This is a genomic window from Hydrogenobacter subterraneus (assembly GCF_055390195.1).
The window spans coordinates 974,468-993,353 of record NZ_AP042473.1; the positions used below are offsets into that span (position 1 = coordinate 974,468).

22 protein-coding genes are annotated in these 18,886 nt (G+C 45.7%); 5 read left to right on the top strand and 17 right to left on the bottom strand.

Translation table 11 applies throughout. From position 1 onward, the window contains the following. Positions 1-58: 58 nt before the first annotated feature. Positions 59-475 (bottom strand): hypothetical protein, encoded by a 417-nt coding sequence (locus ACZ5GB_RS05290; RefSeq protein WP_464326212.1) that lies wholly within the window; start codon positions 473-475, stop codon positions 59-61. Between the two features lie 37 nt (positions 476-512). Between ACZ5GB_RS05290 and serA the strand changes: the two genes are divergently transcribed. Then, positions 513-2,105 carry a phosphoglycerate dehydrogenase gene (gene serA / locus ACZ5GB_RS05295; RefSeq protein ID WP_464326213.1) on the top strand — a complete coding sequence of 531 codons (1,593 nt, stop codon included), beginning with the start codon at positions 513-515 and terminating at the stop codon, positions 2,103-2,105. A gap of 103 nt (positions 2,106-2,208) precedes the next feature. On the opposite strand, the gene coaBC is transcribed toward serA, so the two are convergent. The 12 genes from coaBC to ACZ5GB_RS05355 are packed head-to-tail and all read right to left on the bottom strand — an operon-like array spanning position 2,209 to position 12,399. Further along, positions 2,209-3,375, bottom strand: coding sequence for a bifunctional phosphopantothenoylcysteine decarboxylase/phosphopantothenate--cysteine ligase CoaBC (coaBC, locus tag ACZ5GB_RS05300; RefSeq protein ID WP_464326214.1), 1,167 nt, complete (start codon positions 3,373-3,375; stop codon positions 2,209-2,211). Then, positions 3,368-4,255, bottom strand: a complete 888-nt coding sequence (locus tag ACZ5GB_RS05305) for an aspartate carbamoyltransferase catalytic subunit (RefSeq protein WP_464326215.1) — start codon at positions 4,253-4,255, stop codon at positions 3,368-3,370. The genes coaBC and ACZ5GB_RS05305 overlap by 8 nt, the downstream gene beginning before the upstream one ends. A 30-nt stretch (positions 4,256-4,285) precedes the next feature. Beyond that, positions 4,286-4,780 carry a DUF29 domain-containing protein gene (locus tag ACZ5GB_RS05310; protein ID WP_464326216.1) on the bottom strand — a complete coding sequence of 165 codons (495 nt, stop codon included), beginning with the start codon at positions 4,778-4,780 and terminating at the stop codon, positions 4,286-4,288. Beyond that, a complete protein-coding gene (locus ACZ5GB_RS05315) occupies positions 4,777-5,283 on the bottom strand; it encodes a DUF29 domain-containing protein (protein WP_464326217.1) in 507 nt (168 codons plus the stop codon). The genes ACZ5GB_RS05310 and ACZ5GB_RS05315 overlap by 4 nt, the downstream gene beginning before the upstream one ends. Before the next feature lie 20 nt (positions 5,284-5,303). Next, positions 5,304-6,608 carry an adenylosuccinate lyase gene (gene purB, locus ACZ5GB_RS05320; RefSeq protein ID WP_464326218.1) on the bottom strand — a complete coding sequence of 435 codons (1,305 nt, stop codon included), beginning with the start codon at positions 6,606-6,608 and terminating at the stop codon, positions 5,304-5,306. Further along, a complete protein-coding gene (deoC, locus tag ACZ5GB_RS05325) occupies positions 6,605-7,249 on the bottom strand; it encodes a deoxyribose-phosphate aldolase (protein WP_464326219.1) in 645 nt (214 codons plus the stop codon). Before deoC ends, purB begins: the two co-directional genes overlap by 4 nt. Next, complete coding sequence (locus ACZ5GB_RS05330) at positions 7,240-8,169, bottom strand: NAD(P)/FAD-dependent oxidoreductase (RefSeq protein WP_464326220.1); 930 nt, start codon at positions 8,167-8,169, stop codon at positions 7,240-7,242. The genes deoC and ACZ5GB_RS05330 overlap by 10 nt, the downstream gene beginning before the upstream one ends. Further along, on the bottom strand, positions 8,157-8,612 hold the full coding sequence (locus tag ACZ5GB_RS05335) for a CPBP family glutamic-type intramembrane protease (RefSeq protein WP_464326221.1): 456 nt from the start codon (positions 8,610-8,612) through the stop codon (positions 8,157-8,159). Before ACZ5GB_RS05335 ends, ACZ5GB_RS05330 begins: the two co-directional genes overlap by 13 nt. Before the next feature lie 4 nt (positions 8,613-8,616). Continuing rightward, positions 8,617-9,465 carry a type II secretion system minor pseudopilin gene (locus tag ACZ5GB_RS05340; protein WP_464326222.1) on the bottom strand — a complete coding sequence of 283 codons (849 nt, stop codon included), beginning with the start codon at positions 9,463-9,465 and terminating at the stop codon, positions 8,617-8,619. Next, entirely contained in the window at positions 9,462-9,854 is a 393-nt protein-coding gene (locus tag ACZ5GB_RS05345) for a hypothetical protein (protein WP_464326223.1), read from the bottom strand. Before ACZ5GB_RS05345 ends, ACZ5GB_RS05340 begins: the two co-directional genes overlap by 4 nt. Beyond that, complete coding sequence (locus ACZ5GB_RS05350; RefSeq protein ID WP_464326224.1) at positions 9,851-10,987, bottom strand: cell division FtsA domain-containing protein; 1,137 nt, start codon at positions 10,985-10,987, stop codon at positions 9,851-9,853. Before ACZ5GB_RS05350 ends, ACZ5GB_RS05345 begins: the two co-directional genes overlap by 4 nt. Then, on the bottom strand, positions 10,984-12,399 hold the full coding sequence (locus tag ACZ5GB_RS05355) for a GspE/PulE family protein (protein ID WP_464326225.1): 1,416 nt from the start codon (positions 12,397-12,399) through the stop codon (positions 10,984-10,986). Before ACZ5GB_RS05355 ends, ACZ5GB_RS05350 begins: the two co-directional genes overlap by 4 nt. Positions 12,400-12,419: 20 nt before the next feature. Here ACZ5GB_RS05355 and ACZ5GB_RS05360 point away from each other — a divergent pair, with 20 nt between their 5' ends. From ACZ5GB_RS05360 to lpxB, 4 genes are read left to right on the top strand one after another with little or no spacing between them, the layout of a single operon-like run. After that, positions 12,420-13,451, top strand: a complete 1,032-nt coding sequence (locus ACZ5GB_RS05360; RefSeq protein ID WP_464326226.1) for a zinc-binding dehydrogenase — start codon at positions 12,420-12,422, stop codon at positions 13,449-13,451. Positions 13,452-13,487: 36 nt separating this feature from the next. Continuing rightward, positions 13,488-13,958, top strand: coding sequence for a coiled-coil domain-containing protein (locus ACZ5GB_RS05365; protein ID WP_464326227.1), 471 nt, complete (start codon positions 13,488-13,490; stop codon positions 13,956-13,958). 7 nt (positions 13,959-13,965) lie between these two features. Beyond that, a complete protein-coding gene (locus ACZ5GB_RS05370) occupies positions 13,966-14,382 on the top strand; it encodes a hypothetical protein (protein WP_464326228.1) in 417 nt (138 codons plus the stop codon). Next, positions 14,379-15,485, top strand: coding sequence for a lipid-A-disaccharide synthase (gene lpxB, locus ACZ5GB_RS05375; protein WP_464326229.1), 1,107 nt, complete (start codon positions 14,379-14,381; stop codon positions 15,483-15,485). Before ACZ5GB_RS05370 ends, lpxB begins: the two co-directional genes overlap by 4 nt. On the opposite strand, the gene ACZ5GB_RS05380 is transcribed toward lpxB, so the two are convergent. The 4 genes from ACZ5GB_RS05380 to ACZ5GB_RS05395 form a co-directional block, all read right to left on the bottom strand. Continuing rightward, positions 15,447-16,427 (bottom strand): RluA family pseudouridine synthase, encoded by a 981-nt coding sequence (locus ACZ5GB_RS05380; RefSeq protein WP_464326230.1) that lies wholly within the window; start codon positions 16,425-16,427, stop codon positions 15,447-15,449. The two genes, lpxB and ACZ5GB_RS05380, sit on opposite strands and share 39 nt — an antisense overlap. Beyond that, complete coding sequence (locus ACZ5GB_RS05385) at positions 16,390-16,560, bottom strand: hypothetical protein (RefSeq protein WP_464326231.1); 171 nt, start codon at positions 16,558-16,560, stop codon at positions 16,390-16,392. Before ACZ5GB_RS05385 ends, ACZ5GB_RS05380 begins: the two co-directional genes overlap by 38 nt. Positions 16,561-16,614: 54 nt before the next feature. Beyond that, a complete protein-coding gene (locus ACZ5GB_RS05390; RefSeq protein WP_464326232.1) occupies positions 16,615-17,163 on the bottom strand; it encodes a choice-of-anchor U domain-containing protein in 549 nt (182 codons plus the stop codon). 191 nt (positions 17,164-17,354) lie between these two features. Further along, complete coding sequence (locus ACZ5GB_RS05395) at positions 17,355-18,848, bottom strand: DUF7948 domain-containing protein (RefSeq protein ID WP_464326233.1); 1,494 nt, start codon at positions 18,846-18,848, stop codon at positions 17,355-17,357. Between the last annotated feature and the right edge of the window lie 38 nt (positions 18,849-18,886).

Consider the following 18,886-nt stretch of genomic DNA (forward strand, 5'->3'; position numbering starts at 1 on the left):
TAAGTGTTGCTAAGGCTAAATGTCCAATTCGGAACAATAAGTACCTTTATACAGGAAATTATCTAACCTTAAAGAAGGCTTTCATAAACTTTATCGCTTCCGAATCTTCCTTATCCTCTTCAAGCCCAAGCCTTATTATGTAGTCTGGTGGGTCCTTTTCTTTTAAAAGGCCAAGGTTGTAGGCCGTTTGTAGCTTTTCTATCACACTTTCAGAAATATGTATCATGGTTTGGTCAAATTCAAACTTTTGGTAAAGGCCAAACCTTTCCTTTTCCCCCTTTTTCATTATATTCTTGCAAAAGGCGCATATCCTTCTCCAAGTATGCAGTGTTCTTTCCCAATCATCCCTTGGAAGGTTTTCCAGCTCAAGCTTTATTAGGTCTATGAGGGAGCTCTTAATATAGCCTTTAAAGCCTTCTGGCGTCCAGCTTTGACTATCTTCCTTTTTTAAAAGATCGCTCAAATCAATTTTCATGTTATTCTAATATATACCATTCTTTGGAGGCGTAGGCATGCACAAAATTCTTATAACGGACCCTATCTCCGAAAAAGGCATTGAACTGCTAAAACGTGAGCCAGATTTTGAAGTGGACAACGAACCTGACATATCCTATGAGGAGCTTCTTGAGGTGGTAGAAAACTACCACTGCATAATCACAAGGAGTAGAACGCCTGTGACGGCAGAGCTTATAGAAAGGGCCAAAAACCTCAAAGTTATAGGAAGGGCAGGCGTAGGTGTGGACAACGTGGATATAGAATCGGCCTCTATGAAGGGTATACTTGTAATAAACACCCCCGGTGCCAACACCATAGGAGCCACCGAGCTAACCCTTGCACATATGTTAAACGTGATAAGGAACACCCATGTGGCCCACAACAGCATGGTAGAGGGAAGGTGGGACAGGAAGAAGTTTATGGGTAGGGAGCTATACGGTAAGACCCTTGGCATAATAGGCCTTGGAAACATAGGTTCTCAGGTGGCCATAAGGGCAAAGGCCTTTGGTATGACCGTATACGCCTACGACCCATACATACCCAAAGAAAAGGCCGACAGGCTTGGTGTAAAACTTTTTGACAACCTATACCATATGTTAAAGCAGGTGGATATACTTACCATCCATGCGCCCTTAACTCATGAGACCAAGCATATGATAACAAGGAAAGAGTTTGAAATAATGAAAGATGGTGCCATACTTATAAACTGCGCCAGAGGCGGAATAGTAAAGGATGAGGATTTGATATGGGCTTTGGAAAGCGGAAAGCTTGCTGGAGTAGGCCTTGATGTCTTTTCTGTAGAGCCTCCTCCAAAGGAGTTTATAGATAAGATATCAAAGTTTCCCAACGTGTCCCTTTCTCCCCACATAGGAGCCAACACTTACGAGTCTCAGGAGAATGTGGCAGTAATTATTGCCCAGCAGGTTATAAAGGCCCTAAGGGGCCAAACGGTGGAGTATGTGGTAAATGCTCCCTTCCCAGACTTGTCTGTTATCACCCTTATAAAGCCTCACCTTGACCTTGCGGAGAAGATGGGAAGGTTTTTGGTTCAGTGGGCCGATGAGGGCATAAGGGAGGTGCATATTGAAGTAAGAGGAGATATAGCACAACACTTTCATCCTATAGCTTCAGCCGTGCTTATGGGTATTTTGAAAGAAATTGTGGACTTTCCGGTAAACATCATAAACGCCAGCTATGTGGCAAAGGACAGAGGCATAAAGGTAGAAGAGCTAACCTCCGAAGAGAGCGAGGACTTCAAGCACTATATAAGGGTGGTGGCAAAGGGGAACGGTACGGAAAGGGTGGTGGCTGGTTCTGTGCTTGAGGGACACATTCCCAGAATATTCCAGATTGATTCCTATAGGGTGGATGTGGAGCCTGAGGGCATAATGCTTGTTTTTGAAAACAGGGATGTGCCGGGTGTAATAGGAAGGATAGGCAGTCTTTTGGGTAATGCAGGAATCAATATAGCTGGCTTTAGGCTTGGAAGAGAAAAGAAGGGTGGCATAGCCCTTGGCATCCTAAACCTTGATGATCCAGTGCCACAAGATGTTCTTGAAGAGCTAAGAAAGCTACCCCACATCATCTTTGTAAAGCAGGTGATAATATAGATACTTAAACACCAGGCGGGTTTTGGGACCCGCCCATACATTGCTTGTCTCATTTATTTTTTGCAAGGGCCAGTGGTAAGCCATTCTTTAATTAATTCCTTACCTACCCATTTGCTTCAATTATTTTCAAAATATTTGAAACGATCCTCTCCCCAGCCTCCAGCTTGCTCTGTGCCTTTATTTCTACTACCTTGCCATCCTTGAAGACCATAAGGCCCTCATAGGCCTCAGAACCCATACTCTCCAAAGGATTGGCTATTATTATGTCAAGTTTCTTATCCCTTAGCTTTCTTATGGCTTCCTCCTTTAACCTTTCCTTTTCCTCAAGGGCAAAGCCCACAAGAACACTTTGACCTTTTACCTTTCCAAGCTCCTTAAGTATGTCTGGATTTTTTACAAGCTCAAGGCTAATCCTCTCTTGCTTTTTCATCTTTCCCCCGTAGACCTCCAGAGGCCTATAGTCTGCCACTGCGGCGTTCATGACTATGATGTCTACCCAATCTTTTAAGTCCATAACCTTTTTTAGCATATCCTCCGCCGAGACAACCCTTATTATTTCCACCTCCGGTGGCTCTTTGGCCGTTGTGAAGCCTGCTATTACTTTGACCTCTGCGCCATACCATCGGAAAAGCCTTGCCAAGGAAAAGCCCATAAGACCGCTAGAAAGGTTGGATATGAACCTTACCCTGTCTATAAACTCCCTTGTAGCACCTACGGTGATAAGAACCTTTTTCCCCTTTAGTGGCTTTGGCCTCAAACCATACTCCACCCAGTCAAGCAGTCTTTCTATGCTTGCAAGCTTGCCTTGTCCCTCCTCTTCACAAAGTAGCCTTCCCTCCTCCGGCTCTATCACTATCACACCCCTCTCTTTTAACCTTCTTATGTTCTCCTGCACTGCAGGATTTTTATACATCTCCACATTTCCGGCTGGAGCCACCATAAGGGTTCCCTTATGAGAAAGGGCGCATGTGGTCAAAAGGTTATCGCCTATGCCAAGGGCCACCTTTGAGAGGGTGTTTATGCTACAGGGAGCAATAAGGAAAAGGTCAGACCATCTTGGTAGGTTTATATGCAGAAGTGGGTCATCCTCCCAATCCACGTAGGCTTTGTGGCCCGAAAGGGCCCAAAAGGTAAGCCTGCTTATAAACCTTTCAGAAAAGGGAGAAAGGACCACCCTTACCTCATGGCCAGCCTTTCTTAACTCCCTTATAAGCTCGCAAGCTTTGTATATGGCTATGCTTGAGCTAACACCCAAAAGTATCTTAGCCATCTTTCAAAGCCCAATAAAGCACAGCCATCCTAACATAAAGGCCCATCTCCACCTGCTTTAGAACCAAAGATTTTTCCGAGTATAGCACCTCTGCATCAATATCTACATAAAGGTTTACAGGCCCCGGATGCATAAAGTAGCCCTTTAGAGCCTTATACCTTTCTTTTGTTAGGCCAAACTGCAAAAAGTAGCTTTCCTTGCTGGCTATGTAGTTTTCTTTGAACCTCTCCTCCTGAAGCCTTAGCCATACGCAAAGGTCTGCCCATTCTACGGCATCCTCTACCCTGTCAAAGACCTCCTCCACGCCAAAGGGAGTAAGGTCGGAAGGGATAAGGGTCCTTGGGCTACACACTCCAAGCCTTGCGCCAAAGAGCTTAAAAAGGTAAGCTGAGGACCTAAAGACCCTGCTGTGGAGTATATCACCGATGAAGACCACCTTTAAGTTTTCCACCTTTCCGTAGGCCTCAAGGGCGGTAAAAAGGTCTATAAGGCCCTGTGTGGGATGCTGATGGGTTCCATCTCCAGCGTTTATAAGGCTTATGCTTTCTTTTAGATAGTTTTCGTAAGGGAAAAGCACAAAGGGAACTCTGAATATAAGGGACCTAAAGCCAAGGGCGGAGAGTGTCTTTATTGTGTCAAAAAAGCTCTCTCCCTTTTCTATGGAGCTTTCCCTGTTTCCCACATAGTAGGTCCTAAGACCCAAAAGCCTGCAGGCCTTTTCAAAGGAGAGGCGCGTCCTTGTAGAGCTTTCCAAAAAGAAAAGGGCCACATCACCCTCAAGGTTTTCCCTTCTTCCCCTTTTGAAGTCCTCACAAAGGCTTTTTAACTCTTGTATATCTCCTTTATCAAGGTCTCTCACGGAGATAAGGTGCTTTACCATACTGGGAGTATAATTTTAACACAGGAAGTGTTATATTTCTTTTCTCAAGTCCCTTGTCATTGCTTCTTCATAGGTGTAGGGGCATTTTTCTGGAATGTGGTATTTGTCTGAGTCTTCTCCGATTTCGTCAAGCCATTCTAAAAGCCTTATCCTTGCTTCCTTCCATGCTTTTGAAAGTTCATCGGGTAGCTTTTTTCTTAAACTTGGAGCATCTTCAAAAATTAGTTCAAGCCTTTCTCTTGCACGCTCCACACTCTTTATCCAGCTACGCCCTCCCTTTTCCTCTCCAGCCCTGGTAAGTTCTCTAAAGTGGTCCCACTTATATAGGTGTTCTAAGATAACAGCAAGATGGCTCCTACAAGCTCTTAGCTCTGCCTTTGCCATATCCTCTATTTCCTCCAAGAGGTTTTCCCAGTCTACCAAGTCATAGGCCTTTTCTCTAAGAAGCTCCAGATTTTTCTCCACCCAAAGGGGAAAGTCCTTTTCGTAAAGTTCTTTTAATTCCTCCTTGCCTATGGTCCTCATCTCTTTATCTCCTTCCTTAAATCTCTTGTCATGGCTTCTTCATAGGTGTAGGGACATTCCTCTGGGATAGAGTATTTGTCTGGGTTCTTTCCAATCTTTATAAGCCATTTTCTAAGGTTTTTTACAGCCTCAATCCAAGCACTTTGAAGCTCTGTTGGTAATTTACTCCTCAGACTTGGATATCTTTTAAATAAAGCTTTAATATCTTCCCTTGCAAGCTCTACGCTCTTTATCCAGCTTAGCCCACCTTTTTCTTTCCCAGCCTTTGTAAGTCCTCTAAAATGGTCCCATTTGTATAGGTGTTCCAAAATCACCGCCAAATGGCTTATACAGCTTTCAAGATGTCTTAGGCCCATATCCTCTATCTCCTCCAATAGATTCTCCCAGTCTACCAAGTCGTAGGCCTTTTCTCTCAGGAGTTCTAAGTTTTTCTCCACCCAAAGAGGGAAGTCCTTTTCATAAAGCTCTTTTAGCTCTTCCTTTGATATGGTCCTTGGCTCCATAATCTTTAAATATAAACTTTCTACCCTTGCAGGCACCGCTCGTATATGTGGTCTATGTGCCTTAAGAAGGCCCAAGGGTCTATGGCCTGTCTTATCTCCTCTTGGCTCAAATACTGGCTTACTTCCCCGTCTTCCATCAGAGACCTTTCAAAGGCTATGCCCTCCTTCCAGCTTCTCATTGCACACCTTTGGACCATATCATAAGCCCTGTCCCTTGCCACACCCTTTTCCATAAGCAACACCAATATTTTGGAGGAGGCATAAAGGCCATGGGAAAGCTCCATGTTTTTTACCATCCTTTCCTTATTTACCACAAGGCCTTGTAGCATTTCAAGGAAGAGGTTTAGCATGTAGTCAAGGGCTATGGTGGAGTCGGGCAAAATGATCCTTTCTGCCGAAGAGTGGGAAATGTCCCTCTCGTGCCATAGGGGTATGTTTTCAAGGGATACTAAAAGGTTTGCCCTTATTATCCTTGCAAGGCCACAGAGGCGCTCCGCATGTATGGGATTTTTCTTGTGGGGCATGGCCGAAGATCCCCTTTGGCCCTCTTTAAAAGGCTCCATAAGCTCAAGCACCTCCGTCCTTTGCAGATGTCTTATCTCGGTGGCAAACCTCTCAAGGGCGCAGGCCGTAGAAGCTAAAGCATACATAACCTGGGCATGCCTGTCCCTTGGCACTATCTGGGTAGAGACTGGCTCCACCTTTAGGCCAAGTTCTTCAAGGGCAAGCCTTTCCACCTCTGGCAGAAGGTTTGAATAGGTGCCTACGGCACCGGAAAGCTTTCCGTAAGATATGTTTTCCAAGGCTTGCAAAAGCCTCTCCCTGTTTCTTTTTAGCTCTTCATACCAGCTTAGGAACTTTAAGCCGAGGGTTATAGGCTCTGCATGGACCCCATGGGTCCTCCCCATCATAATTGTCCTTTTGTGATTTATGGCAAGCTCCTTTAGCCTTTCCATTACCTTGTCCATGTCCTCAAGTATGAGCCTTAGGGCCTCTCTTAATTGCAAAGCTAAGGCCGTATCCACCACATCGGAGGAGGTAAGCCCCATATGAAAGTAGTGAGAGTATTCTGGTATCTGCTCGCCTATGGCCGATACAAAGGCCAAAACATCGTGCCTATATTTTCTTTCATACTCTTCTATCTTTTTTAAGACCTCCTCGTCCACATGCACCCTCTCCTCTATGATCCTTAGGGCCTCCTCTGGTATCTTACCAAGCCTTTGCCATGCCCTGCATACGGACAGCTCTACATTTAGCCACAGCCTAAACTTGTTAAGGTCTGACCATATCTCACCCATTTCCTTCCTTGTATACCTCTCTATCATCCTTCTCCTCCAAGTATTTCAAAGGTGCTACTTGTCCCAATCCTTTCTGCACCAAGGCTTATAAACCTTAGGGCCTGCTCCCTTGTCCTAATACCGCCTGAGGCCTTAACTTTTAGCCTCCCCTTTGAAAGATCTACCAAAAGCCTCACATCTTCCTCTGTGGCACCAGCGGGAGCATAGCCCGTAGAAGTCTTTACAAACTCCATGCCCGCATTGGCCAAAAGCTCTATCGCAAGGGCCTTCTCTTTTTCTGTAAGGTAAGCTGTTTCAATGATCACCTTTCTTATGGCGCCCTCCGTGTTCCTTGCTATAGCCCTCAACTCCTCCTCCACATAGCCATACAAACCGCTTTTGAAGGCCGATATGTTCATAACTATGTCCAATTCTCTTGCCCCCTCTTCCAAGGCCCTTATGGCCTGCCAAAGCTTCTCCTCCTTTCTGTCAAGGCCAAAGGGAAAAGATATAACACTACAGACAATTAGCCTTCCGTTGGCTATCTCCACAGCCTTCTTTACCCAAAAGGGGTTTACACATACGGCATAAACACCAAGCTCTGCGCACCTGTTTATCTGGTCTTCCAATTCCTTTAAAGTGTGGTTTGGCCTCAGTATGGAGTGGTCTATAAACTTGGCTAAATCCATGAGGATACACCGTAGGTGAGGTCGTGGTATATGGATAAAAGGGCCTTGGCTCCTTCGCCCGCTGCTGTTATTATCTGCTTGGCAAAGATGTTGGTGCAATCGCCCGCCGCATAAACTCCCCTCTCAGAGGTCCTGTTGTTGCAATCTATAATTATCTCATCCCTTTGTGTGGTTAAAACTCCCAAGCTTTTGGCAAGCTCAGAGTTGGGCTTTAGACCCACTTCAACAAAGACCCCTTCCGCCTCAAGCTCAAAAATTTTATTCTCCCTTAGGTCCTCCAAAACCACAGACCTTACCCCATTGCCATCTCCCCTTATCTCAAGGACCCTATGTCTTAATAAAGTCTTCACCTTTGGGTTTGAAAGCACCTTTTCCCTTAGGACCTCGTCCGCCCTAAACTGGTCTGATATCTCCACAAGGTATATTTCCTTTGCGTAGTTGGTAAGCTGGTCTGCGGCCTCAAAGCCCGAGTTTCCACCCCCCACTACCACCACCTTGGCATCCTTAAAAAAGGGTGCATCACAGGTATAGCAGTAGGAAACTCCCCTTCCCGTATACTCCTTCTCTCCAGGAACTCCAAGCCTTCTGTGCTCTGCTCCCGTGCAAAATAGCACCGTCTTTGTATAAAACTCCTTCCCAGAGGCTGTTTTTACTTTAAAGCCTTCCTCCTCCCTCTTTACCTCCACCACCTCATCCACAATAGGCTCCACACCAAGCCTCCTCATCTGGTCTAGCATCCTTTCCACAAAGGCAATGCCATCCACCAAGGCATAACCAAGGTAGTTCTCTATCTCTCCAGCCTTTAGCACCTGCCCCCCTATTTCCTTTGTTATCAATAAAAAGTCCATCCTCTTCCTTTGGGCGTATATGCTTGCGGAGATGCCCGCAGGGCCTCCGCCTATTATGATTAGCTGGTGCATAGAAAAAATTTTATCACCTTAAACCACAGCACATTACTACCAAGGTGCAAAAGGCTCACAAGAATAAGGGAACCAGTCCTCTGGTATACAAAGCCGTAAAGAAGGGAAGGGAAAAAGGTAAGGAAGGACCAAAGGTGGCCATATAGGATGATGTGGGGAAGGGTAAAAAGGAGAGAGACGGTAAAGTTAGAAAGCCTTTGCATAAGGTAGGCCCTAAAGAAAAGCTCTTCGGCAAAGGCCTGCAAGGAAAGGGCAAGAAAGTTTTCCTTATGAAGCATGTAAAGGAAAGGCAAGGCAAGAAGGCTTAGGTTCCACCAGCTTTTTATGCCAAGCCTTTCATAGGGCAAAAAGGCAAGGGGAAGCAAAAGCACTATTGGGCTAAGGTTTGGAAGGCCATAAAGCCTGTGAAGGAGAAGGTTCACAAGGAGAAGGCCATAGAGCACAGCTTCAGTATATTTTTTTATAAACAATTTTTCCCTCCTGCCTGTCGTATATGGCGGAGAAGCTAAAGCTGTATCCTCCGCTTTTTAGGTCCATGACTATGTGGAAAAACCTGCTTTTTGTGTCTATGTAGTTTTTCATCCTGTATAGCATGTCAAAGGTAAAGCCCTCCACAAGCACAAGATCTTCTGGCTTTTTGAAGGGTTCTTTAGACCTTCTTTCCATGATCCTATTGGCAAGGGCTTCGTCCATGTGCCTGTCAAGGGAAAGTAATACATAAAAGGGTGCAGTGTTTATATTGACCTTTCCAGAGGAGAAGGTGGTGGTAAGGCTCCAAAGGCCTGGGTAAAAGTCTTTGCCTATGGTCTTTCCCTGAAGGTCCTCTTGCCTAAGGCCCACATACAAAAGCTCCTCCTTTGAGCTAAGGGGTGCCCTCTTTATGGGGTAGGGGTTTTCAAAGGAGCTATCCCTTTTGCCTATCCATATGAGCAGTCTGTTTAGATATTCTTCATCTATCCTAAGGGTTGAAAAGAGATGTTTAAAAAGCTCTGGATGGTCGCCCGCCGTGTTTAGGTTTATAAACCTGTCCTCATCGTATATGCTTATGCTTAGCTCCCCCCTCTCCGTCTTAAAGCTAATAGGCGTTGCCCACCTTTCTCCCAGATGGTCTATGGAAGCATCATCGGACCTTATGATGGCTATGGCTAAGGGAAGGGCAGACTTGAATACATAAAGAGCCTGCATGCGTGCATAGACCTGCTGAAGGCTCATCTGTGTGCTTTTCACTGTGGTGTATAGGTCCATGACCACAAGGCTTGCGCTAAGAAACAAAAAAAGGGCCAATACTATGGTCATCTTAGGACCATCTCTAACTCGTATATGCCCTGCCCCGTGTTATCCACAGCCTTAAACTTGATTATCTCCACTCCTGCATTTTCAAGGGCATAAACAAGCCTTGGAATTCCTTCCCCTTTTAAGTTCCTTGCCTTTACCTCATAACCTACATCCGTTTGTTTAAAAGAGAGGAAGTCCGCACCAACCTCCGATAGCCTCTGCCTTACAAAGTTTTCATCTATGGTAGCCTTTTGGCGAGCCTGGTAGTTCTTAAGGAGTAGCATAACCTCCTTGTGCCTCAAATACTCAAGGTAGTAAGAGGCTCTTAGCCTGTAATACCTATCAAGGAGAAGGGCAAGCAAAAGCACAGAGATTAAAAGCATTATAAGGTTTATCCTCTTTACCATCATGGCCATCTTATCTCAAACTCCACCTTGCCCGTTGTGGTCTCCTTTATAGCATAGGGCCTTATGCCCTCAAGAAGGCTCCTTTCCGCCTCACCTTTTATGATGAGCCTACCTTCTGCATACTCAAAGGTGTATATCCTCATGCCGGGCCTTAGACTATCTTGGGCTTTTAGCAATGCCTTTGTAAGCCTGTACTCTTCCCCTGTGGAGACCTTTGCCCTCACTTGATCATAAAGGGACACTATGGGCTCCTTTGGAAAGAGCCTTTTAAACTCAGACCTCTGAAGTTCTCTTAGTTTTTCTGCCGAGTAAATTCTATCCATAGCAAGGAGGCTAAGAAAGAAAAGAAGCCCCATGCTGGCACCGGTATAAGCTATCCTTTTTATATCCTGCTTACTTAATTCCTTCCTTGTAAAGTCTGGATAAGGGTTTTTTAATACCTCCCTCAGGCATGCACCAAGACACACCGCATACTCGGGCTCACAAGCTCTAAGGTCTATAATCCTTTTAAAGGCCTCCCTCAGGCCCCTTAGCCTTGAGCCACCGCCGGTAAGGAGAAGAGTTTTTTCTTCAAAAGAGTAGCCAGAAAGCTCCAAAATTTCCAAAAGACCCTCTCTTACTTCTTCCAAATTTAAGCCCTCGGACCTCTTTAGCTTCTCCGCCTCTTCAAAGCCTATGTTCCTCTTTTCCATTACCCTTTGCGTAAGGTAGTCCCCTCCCCTCATAACCACCCTAAGGGACCTCAAAAGCCCCCCTTCCACCTCCACAAAGACCGTTTTGCTCTTTCCAAAGTCTATGACAAGACCCTCCTTTTCATAAAGGCTAAAGAGCCTTGCCAGCGCAAAGGGCTCCAGCTCTATATCCTCACACTCAAAGCAATCTCTACACAAGCCTATGTAAGCCCTATCCTCCAAAAGCTTAATATCATACCTGCTCTCTGGAAACCTCTCCTTCACATAGGCCCTAAGGTCTTCTATCCTTTTCCTTCCCTCTACCTTTATGAGGCTCTTGTGTGAAGGCACCACGCATAGGACCCTTCCAGACCTTTTGGAGACCTGCCAGCTTTTTGTAATAGGGTTGTACTCCACAGAGAACCTCTTTTCACCCTCTTTGGCGCTCACTACTTTTCTTATCATCCTTCCTCCGCCTTTACAGCCTTTAGCACCTCCTCCGGCGTTGTTATGCCAGAGAGGACCTTCCTTATGCCATCCTCCAGCATGCTTTTGAAACCTCTTGACCTTGCAAAGTTCCTTATATCTGTAGCAGACTGGGTTTTTACTATGAGTTTTTTTATCTCTTCATCCACCTCCAGCACCTCAAATATGCCCGTCCTTCCCCTGTAGCCTGTCCCCATACACTGCTCACAGCCCCTTCCCCTATAGAAGGTATGGTCTCCCGAAAGCCCAAGCTCCTTTAACTCCTCCTTTGAAGGCCTATACTCTTCCTTACAGTATGGGCATATCTTCCTTACAAGCCTTTGGGCTATTATACCCTCTAAGGCGCTGGCTATCAAAAATGGCTCTATGCCAAGGTCAAAGAGCCTTGTGATGGCGGAGGGTGCATCGTTGGTATGAAGGGTGGAGAGAACCAAGTGGCCCGTAAGAGCTGACTGGACTGCTATCTGGGCCGTCTCTGAATCTCTAATCTCCCCAACCATTATCACATCTGGGTCCTGCCTTAGTATAGCCCTAAGGCCTGTGGCAAAGGTGAGGCCCACCTTTGGGTTCACCTGTATCTGGCTCACGCCCTCTATCTGGTATTCTGGTGGGTCCTCTATGGTGATTATGTTCTTCTTTGGGCTTTTGATCTCCATTATGATGGCGTAAAGGGTGGTGCTTTTTCCCGAACCTGTGGGACCTGTGGCAAGCACAATACCATAGGGCTTTTGAGAAAGCCTTTTTAGCTTTAAAAGGTCCTCCTCCCAGAGGCCAAGGTCCTCCAGCCTTAGTATCTTCCCACCCTTTTCCAGAAGTCTTAACACCACCCTCTCACCAAAGACGGTTGGCACCACCGAAACCCTTATATCCAAATGCCTTTTGCCTACCTTGACCGCTATCTTCCCATCCTGTGGAATTCTCTTCTCTGCCACGTTTAAGTTTGCCAGAACCTTTATGCGGGATACCACCTGCTCATGAAGGGAAAGGGGAATCTGAGTATAGTTGTGTAGCATGCCGTCAAGCCTAAGCCTTACAAAAGACTGGCCCTCATAAGGTTCTATATGTATGTCTGAAGCTCCAAGGTTTATGGCCTTTATAAGGGTCTGGTTTACAAAGCTTACCGCCGGGCTTGTCTCCTCCTCGTAGAGTATATCCCTTACTTCAGATTCCTCCGCACCTTCTACCTCCACAAGGGGCTCCTCTTGGGCCAAAACCTCTTGAAGCCTTTGAGAAAACTCCTCTTCAGATACATAAACGGGGATAATCTCTTTTCCCAAAGAAAAGCGCACCTCCTCTAACACAAGTGGGTCAAAGTCCTTTGGGACCAAAAGCTTTATATAGCCTTCTCCCTCCTCCAAAGGCACAAGGCGGTAGGTCCTAAGGATGTCCATCTCTAATATAATACTACCTCATGCGTGCAGTTTTGCTTGAAGGCTTTGGTGGTGTGGAAAAGCTAAGGTTTGTGGAAGATTTTCCAAAACCAGAGATAAGGGAAGATGAGGTCCTCATAAGGGTAAAGGCGGTGGCCCTAAACCACCTTGACCTATGGGTTAGGATGGGGGCCCTTGCCATAAGGCCCGAGCTTCCTCATATATTGGGTGCGGACATAAGCGGTGTGGTGGAAAGGGTGGGAAGCTTGGTGAAGGATATAAAGGAAGGGGATGAGGTGGTGGTGGCGCCGGGCCTCTCCTGCGGTGTTTGCTATGAGTGTCAGAGCGGTCATGACAACCACTGCAGACACTACGATATTCTGGGCCTTAGGTCAAAGGGTGGTTATGCCGAGTATGTAAAGGTGCCCGCAAGGAATGTGATAAAAAAGCCATCCAACCTTAGCTTTGAGGAGGCAAGCTCCTATCCTTTGACCTTTTTAACCGTTTGGAATGCCCTTGTCAATAAGGCGAACATTAAGCCTTACCACAGAGTTCTCATATGGGGAGGATCTTCCGGCGTGGGTGTGGCTGGCATCCAGATTGCCAAACTTTTTGGAGCCTTTGTGATAGCTACAGTAGGCTCGGAGGAGAAGGCAAAAAGGTGCAAGGAGCTTGGTGCAGATGTGGTAATTGACCACTACAAGGAGGATGTGGTACAAAGGGTGAGGGAGCTTTTCAAAGAAGGTGTGGATGTAGTGATGGACCATGTGGGAAGCCAGACCTTTTGGAAGAGCGTGGAATGTTTGAGACGTGGTGGAAGGCTTGTCTTTTTTGGAACTACCACCGGCTCTGAGGCAAGCGTAGACATAAGGTACATCTTTGTGAGGGAGATTGAGCTTTTGGGCGTTTATATGGGCCCAAGGGCAGACCTCTTTAAGATAACAGAGCTATTTGAAAGGGGCCTTTTAAAGCCTGTGGTGGATAGGGTCTTTCCCTTGGAGAAGGCTCAAGAGGCGCACACATACTTGGAAGGGTCAAGGCATTTTGGGAAGGTGGTGCTAAGGGTGGAATAAGGAGAGGATCGGGATAAATTCTAAAAGGAGGGAAAGATGGACATTGAAAAGTTGGCGGAGAAGCTAAAGGAGCTTATAGTGGGTGAGCTAAAGGAAGAGTTTAGGGACTTTAAGGCCACCGTTAGCGGTGAGCTTGCTGGCTTTAGGCTTGCCATTGAGTCTATGAACCAAAGGCTTTCTGCCCTTGAGGAAAGACAGAGCAGTCTTGAGGCAGAGCTTAGGGATATAAGAAGGTCCATTGAATACACCAACCAAAGGATAGACGAGACAAACCAGAGAATTGACGAGACAAATAAGAGGATTGACCAAACAAGGGCGGAGCTAAAAGAGGAGATAATGCAAAATACTTTGAGGATTGATGAGCTAAACAGGAGGGTTGACAAACTGTATATTCAACTTTCTCACATAAGAGGGGACCTAAACAGGGCCCTATCTCAGAAGGAAGTTATTGAGGATGTGCTCACAAGGATTCAAAGGCTTGAACTAAAGGTCTTTGGCCAATTATAATATTCCCATGCCCATACAGGAAAGCTACAGGCAGGAGGCCCTATCTAAGCTAAAGGACCTATGCCAAAGCCTTAGCCCAAAGGTAAAAGGTCTTTTGGAAGAGGCGGAGGAAGAAGACTTAGAGTTTGGTGTAAAGCTTGAGCTAAAAAGCCCAGAGCTTGAGGAGGCTTGGAAAAAGGCTGTGGAGGAGAACAACTATATGGAGGTGGTCTTTACCGAGATAATGGAGCACCACGATGGAGCCTACCTTAAGACCACCTTTAGGAATAGCCTTGAAGAATGCCATGCGGAAAGGTATGTAAGCATAAGGAGCTCTGGGAGGGTGGAGATAGGGTATGCTCTATTTTTAAGGCTTGATGGTGTAAGCATAAGGGTTGAAAGGGTTGGAGAGGGGCTCTTTAGCCTCTTTGCCAAGGCTCAATGAAAATTTTTGTCTCTTTGGGTGAGAGGTCTGCCAGCAACTACGTATATAACATCTTTAAAGATATAAAAGGCATAGACCTTTATGGCATAACGGACGAGAGGCTTGAATCCATAGGCTTTAAAAGCGTGGCAAGGATAGAGGACCTATCGGTAGTGGGCCTCATAGAAGCCCTTCCAAAGGTGCCCTATGTCTACAGGCTTTGGAAGAGGATAGAAGAACTTCTGCCAGAGATGGATGCCTTAGTGCTGTGCGATGCTCCAGCCTTTAACCTGCCCCTTCTCAAGAGGGCAAAGGGAAAGGTCAAAAAGATCATCTACTTTATATCTCCTCAGGTTTGGGCATGGAAGGAGGGAAGGGCCAAAGTTATCTCAGAGCTTGTAGACCATCTTATAGTCATCCTCCCCTTTGAGGTGGAGTTTTACAAAAGGTATGCAAGGGAGGGCTTTAGGGTCCATTTTGTAGGCCATCCCTTGGTAGATTTGGCAAAGCCCACCATGAATGAAGAAGAGGTAAAAAGGCTTGCGGGTTCAGAAAGGTATATAGCACTCCTTCCAGGGAGCAGGTGGAGTGAGATAAAAAGACATGTGCCCTACCTTAGGTCTGTGCTTGAATGTTTGAGGCCTAATATGCCCCTGCTTGTCCCCACCTTTGAAAGCTTTAAGGACTATGTGCAAGAGAGCCTAAGAGGCTTTCCGGTAAAGGTATTTACTCCAAGGGATATGGAAAGCCCTTCTTACAACCTTATGGCTTACGCCCATTTTACATTGCTTGCCAGCGGGACGGCGGAGCTGGAGGCAAGCCTGCTTGGCTCTCCCCATGTGGTCTTCTACAGGGTCAATCCCATCACCTACCTTTTGGCAAGGCTTTTGGTAAAGGTAAACTATGTGGCTCTCACAAACCTCATACTACAAAGGGAGGTGGTGCCAGAGTTCATACAAAGGAGCCCAAAGGAGCTGTGCAAAAAGGTAAAAAGCTTTTTGGAAGATGAAAAGCTGAGGGAGTCTATGAAGGAGGATTTCAAAAGGCTAAGGGAGGCCCTTGGTGGGGAGGGTGCCATTGAGAGGCTAAGAAGCCTCTTCCTCCAAATACTTTATGAGTTCTAAAACATCTTTGAATGGCTTTGGGTCCTCTATCTGAAAGCTCATCCACCTTTTTTCTGTAGGATGCTCAAAGGCAAGATAATAGCTCAAAAGCATGTGGCAATCGCCTATTTTTTCAAGGACCCTTTTGTCCACCGAGCTTCTTTTGAAGCCATAAGTTGTGTCTCCAAGGATGGGAAAGCCAAGAGAAGAGAGGTGTACCCTTATCTGGTGCGTCCTGCCCGTGTGTATCTTTACCTTTAAAAGGCTTATGCCTTGGCGGTAAAATCTTTCCAACACCCAAACCTCGCTTTTGGCAGGCTTTCCCTCCTCCCTTATGGCAAACTTCTTTCTGTCTACCTGGTGCCTCCCTATGGGCGCCTCTACTATGTAGTAATCCTTTTCTGGCAGGCCCTTAACGAGGGCTTTGTAAAGCTTTTCTACTTTTCTCTCTTTAAACTGCTCTGAGAGGCCTCTGTGGGCTATGTCCGTCTTTGCCACCACCATAAGACCCATGGTGTTTTTGTCAAGCCTATGCACTATGCCGGGCCTTTCCACACCGCCTATGGAGGAGAGGTTTTTAACATGGTATAAAAGGGCATTGACAAGGGTTCCAGAGGTGTAGCCCGGGGAGGGGTGGACCACAAGGCCGCAAGGCTTTATAAGCACAAGTATATGATCGTCCTCGTAGATTATATCCAGTGGTATGCTCTCTGGGAGGACCTCCAAAGGCTCTGGCTCTGGCACCAAAAGCTCCACACGCTGGCCCACCTTTAGCCTTTTGCTCGGCTTGTCTAAAATTTTTCCGTCCAAGTATACATATCCTTCTTCAATGAGCCTTTGATGGTAGCTCCTTGAAAAGTCTGGATAGACCTTTGCCAAAAACTGGTCAAGCCTTAGGCCCTCATGCTCTTCTTGAACCTCAAAGCTAAGACTTTCTACAATCCTCTTCTTTGAGCTTGACATACACCTCAATCTCTCTTGGCTCTTCCTCAAGGTTTAGGCTCTTTACATAGCCCACAAGTAGGTTATAAAGCACCCTTTTAGGATAGTCCTTTAGCCTTACCTCTTTACCATTTATCAGGATTTTGGCGTCCATTGAGAAAATTTTATCAGTTTTTTACAAAAGGGCGGGCAAAGCCCGCCGAGGGAGTTATTTTCTGAAGAGCCTCCTAAAGGCTACAAGCATTGGCAACAAGAGCCACATAAGGGCATTTACAGGGCTTGCACCAGCACCCATGGAGCATCCACCACCGCCACCGCCGGTGCCACTATCACCGCCACCACCAGAACCACTTGGTACAGCTAATACCACAGGGTCTGTTATAAAACCATCGGCCTGCCCATCCGCATCAAGAGAACTGCCATCCTGAACCTGGAAAGTAGCTGTATTGCCAGCAAACTGTACATTAGTTACCTCTATGTATTGATTATTTATAAGCTTATAGAGTTTTGCACCTTGTGGTATGGCTTGTGGGAAGTTTATAGTTATGGTTATGGTTGCTCCCTGTGGAACTTGAGCTTTAAAGCTTATAGCACCGTATGGGGCAGAAAAGCCTGAAGGTAAAGGTGGTATGTTTGTCTGAGATTGCGGTGGCTGTGTAAAGGTACCGTTTTGGATAGATATATTCACTTGGCCATTAGGAGTATTTACACTTCCAGTATTGCCAGATGTAGCACTCAAGCTATCAAACTTTGCCACAAATACGTCACTCCCTCCACCATAGTTAGGTTGGGCACCACCAGCTGTTCCAGGGAAGTTGGTGGAATATGTAGCTCCTACCACATAAATCTTTCCCATACTGTCAAGGGTAATAGCAAGAGCACCATCAAGATTACTACCACCAAGGTATGTAGACTGTATAAGATTTGTAAGAGAGGCATTTAACTTTGCTATAAAAGCATCCTTAAAGCCCCAAAGCTAGGTTGAGCTCCATCAGCTACACCAGGAAAGTTAGTAGATTCAGTTATACCAATTACATATATGCTTCCTGAATCTTTATCAAGAGCTAAAGCTTCTGCATCGTCATATTTACTGCCACCAAGATAAGTAGCTACAATAATAGTCTTGAGATCACCACTTAACATTGCCACAAACACATCACTATCACCAGCATTCTTTGTTTGAAAACCATAATTCGTAGCCGGAAAATCTGTAGAGAAAGTAGAACCAGCTACATATATATTCCCTGAATCATCAATAGATATAGCTTCGGCATAATCACCACCGCTTCCACCAAGGTATGTAGACTGTATAAGATTTGTAAGATCTCCATTTAACTTTGCTACGAAAACCTCGCTGCCACTTTTATAATTTGCTTGAGCACCACCTTGTGTACCAGGAAGGTCACTAGAAAATGTATTACCAGCTACAAAAATATTACCAGAATTATCAATAGCAATAGCTAGAGCTCCATCATCATTACTCCCACCAAAGTAAGTAGCCTTGATTACAGTTTTTAGGTCTCCACTCAACTTCATAACAAAGACATCAAGCCCACTAATATGAGGTGTAGCACCTGCTATGTATACATTGCCTGAGCTATCAAAAACTATTGCGCGAGCAGCATCATTACCACTTCCCCCCAAATACGTAGCCTGCACCAACGGGTCTATCACAAGCTCCTTGCTTTTGTCATAGTCCTTTACCTCAAAGCCATAAACTACTTTGTTATCCACCTTTGCCACTTTGTAAGACACTGGCACTTCCACTCTTTTTCCACCTATCTCCTGATAGGCCACTGGCTTTGTAAAAACTATCTCTCCAAGCTCTGTCTTTAAAAGTAGTTCTCCGCTTTCCTTTACCTGTGCAGACTTTACTCCATCCAATTCAAGCCTTATCTTGCTTGGGTCTGCTCCAGGTGATACATAAAAGAGCTTTTCCACATTGTTGCCATAGGCTTTTAATTCTACTTTTATGCCTTCATAGACTTCTCCAAGGGAGACCTTTCTGTAGGTGGCTATGTTTGTCTGCCACTTTTTTGGGTCATTGCCTACGAAATAGCTCACATTGGTAGGAGACTTCTCAAGGGCTTTTAGCTCTTTTACCTTTGCGTTGGATAGCCTTTCTACTATAACCGCCACGCCTTCCACTTTAGGTGTTTTCCCTTTTTCTGCCTTTTCTACCTTAGGAAAGCTATAGACTAGCTCGCCTTCTTTTGTGATAAAGAGTGTGCCACCAAAGGTTTTGGTATAATAGGCAACCCTTTCGTCTGTCTGCCCTCTGTTTTCAATAAAGGGCATTTCAAGGGTTTTTAGCCTTTGTAGAACCTGAGCCTTTTTCTCCTCTGATAGATGAGCCTGTGGCTTACTTCCAAACATGGTGAAAGCCATAAATAGGGCAAGGCCGGCTATGAGTGCAATAGCCAATAGGGCTATTTTTCTCATACTAGTCCCTCCTCTTTAAAAGCTTTGATTTTATATTT

Coding starts and splice junctions, on each gene's coding strand:
- ACZ5GB_RS05290 (WP_464326212.1), bottom strand. CDS start 475: ATGAAAATTGATTTGAGCGATCTTTTAAAAAAGGAAGATAGTCAAAGC.
- serA (WP_464326213.1), top strand. CDS start 513: ATGCACAAAATTCTTATAACGGACCCTATCTCCGAAAAAGGCATTGAA.
- coaBC (WP_464326214.1), bottom strand. CDS start 3,375: ATGGCTAAGATACTTTTGGGTGTTAGCTCAAGCATAGCCATATACAAA.
- ACZ5GB_RS05305 (WP_464326215.1), bottom strand. CDS start 4,255: ATGGTAAAGCACCTTATCTCCGTGAGAGACCTTGATAAAGGAGATATA.
- ACZ5GB_RS05310 (WP_464326216.1), bottom strand. CDS start 4,780: ATGAGGACCATAGGCAAGGAGGAATTAAAAGAACTTTACGAAAAGGAC.
- ACZ5GB_RS05315 (WP_464326217.1), bottom strand. CDS start 5,283: ATGGAGCCAAGGACCATATCAAAGGAAGAGCTAAAAGAGCTTTATGAA.
- purB (WP_464326218.1), bottom strand. CDS start 6,608: ATGATAGAGAGGTATACAAGGAAGGAAATGGGTGAGATATGGTCAGAC.
- deoC (WP_464326219.1), bottom strand. CDS start 7,249: ATGGATTTAGCCAAGTTTATAGACCACTCCATACTGAGGCCAAACCAC.
- ACZ5GB_RS05330 (WP_464326220.1), bottom strand. CDS start 8,169: ATGCACCAGCTAATCATAATAGGCGGAGGCCCTGCGGGCATCTCCGCA.
- ACZ5GB_RS05340 (WP_464326222.1), bottom strand. CDS start 9,465: ATGACCATAGTATTGGCCCTTTTTTTGTTTCTTAGCGCAAGCCTTGTG.
- ACZ5GB_RS05345 (WP_464326223.1), bottom strand. CDS start 9,854: ATGATGGTAAAGAGGATAAACCTTATAATGCTTTTAATCTCTGTGCTT.
- ACZ5GB_RS05350 (WP_464326224.1), bottom strand. CDS start 10,987: ATGATAAGAAAAGTAGTGAGCGCCAAAGAGGGTGAAAAGAGGTTCTCT.
- ACZ5GB_RS05355 (WP_464326225.1), bottom strand. CDS start 12,399: ATGGACATCCTTAGGACCTACCGCCTTGTGCCTTTGGAGGAGGGAGAA.
- ACZ5GB_RS05360 (WP_464326226.1), top strand. CDS start 12,420: ATGCGTGCAGTTTTGCTTGAAGGCTTTGGTGGTGTGGAAAAGCTAAGG.
- ACZ5GB_RS05365 (WP_464326227.1), top strand. CDS start 13,488: ATGGACATTGAAAAGTTGGCGGAGAAGCTAAAGGAGCTTATAGTGGGT.
- ACZ5GB_RS05370 (WP_464326228.1), top strand. CDS start 13,966: ATGCCCATACAGGAAAGCTACAGGCAGGAGGCCCTATCTAAGCTAAAG.
- lpxB (WP_464326229.1), top strand. CDS start 14,379: ATGAAAATTTTTGTCTCTTTGGGTGAGAGGTCTGCCAGCAACTACGTA.
- ACZ5GB_RS05380 (WP_464326230.1), bottom strand. CDS start 16,427: ATGTCAAGCTCAAAGAAGAGGATTGTAGAAAGTCTTAGCTTTGAGGTT.
- ACZ5GB_RS05385 (WP_464326231.1), bottom strand. CDS start 16,560: ATGGACGCCAAAATCCTGATAAATGGTAAAGAGGTAAGGCTAAAGGAC.
- ACZ5GB_RS05395 (WP_464326233.1), bottom strand. CDS start 18,848: ATGAGAAAAATAGCCCTATTGGCTATTGCACTCATAGCCGGCCTTGCC.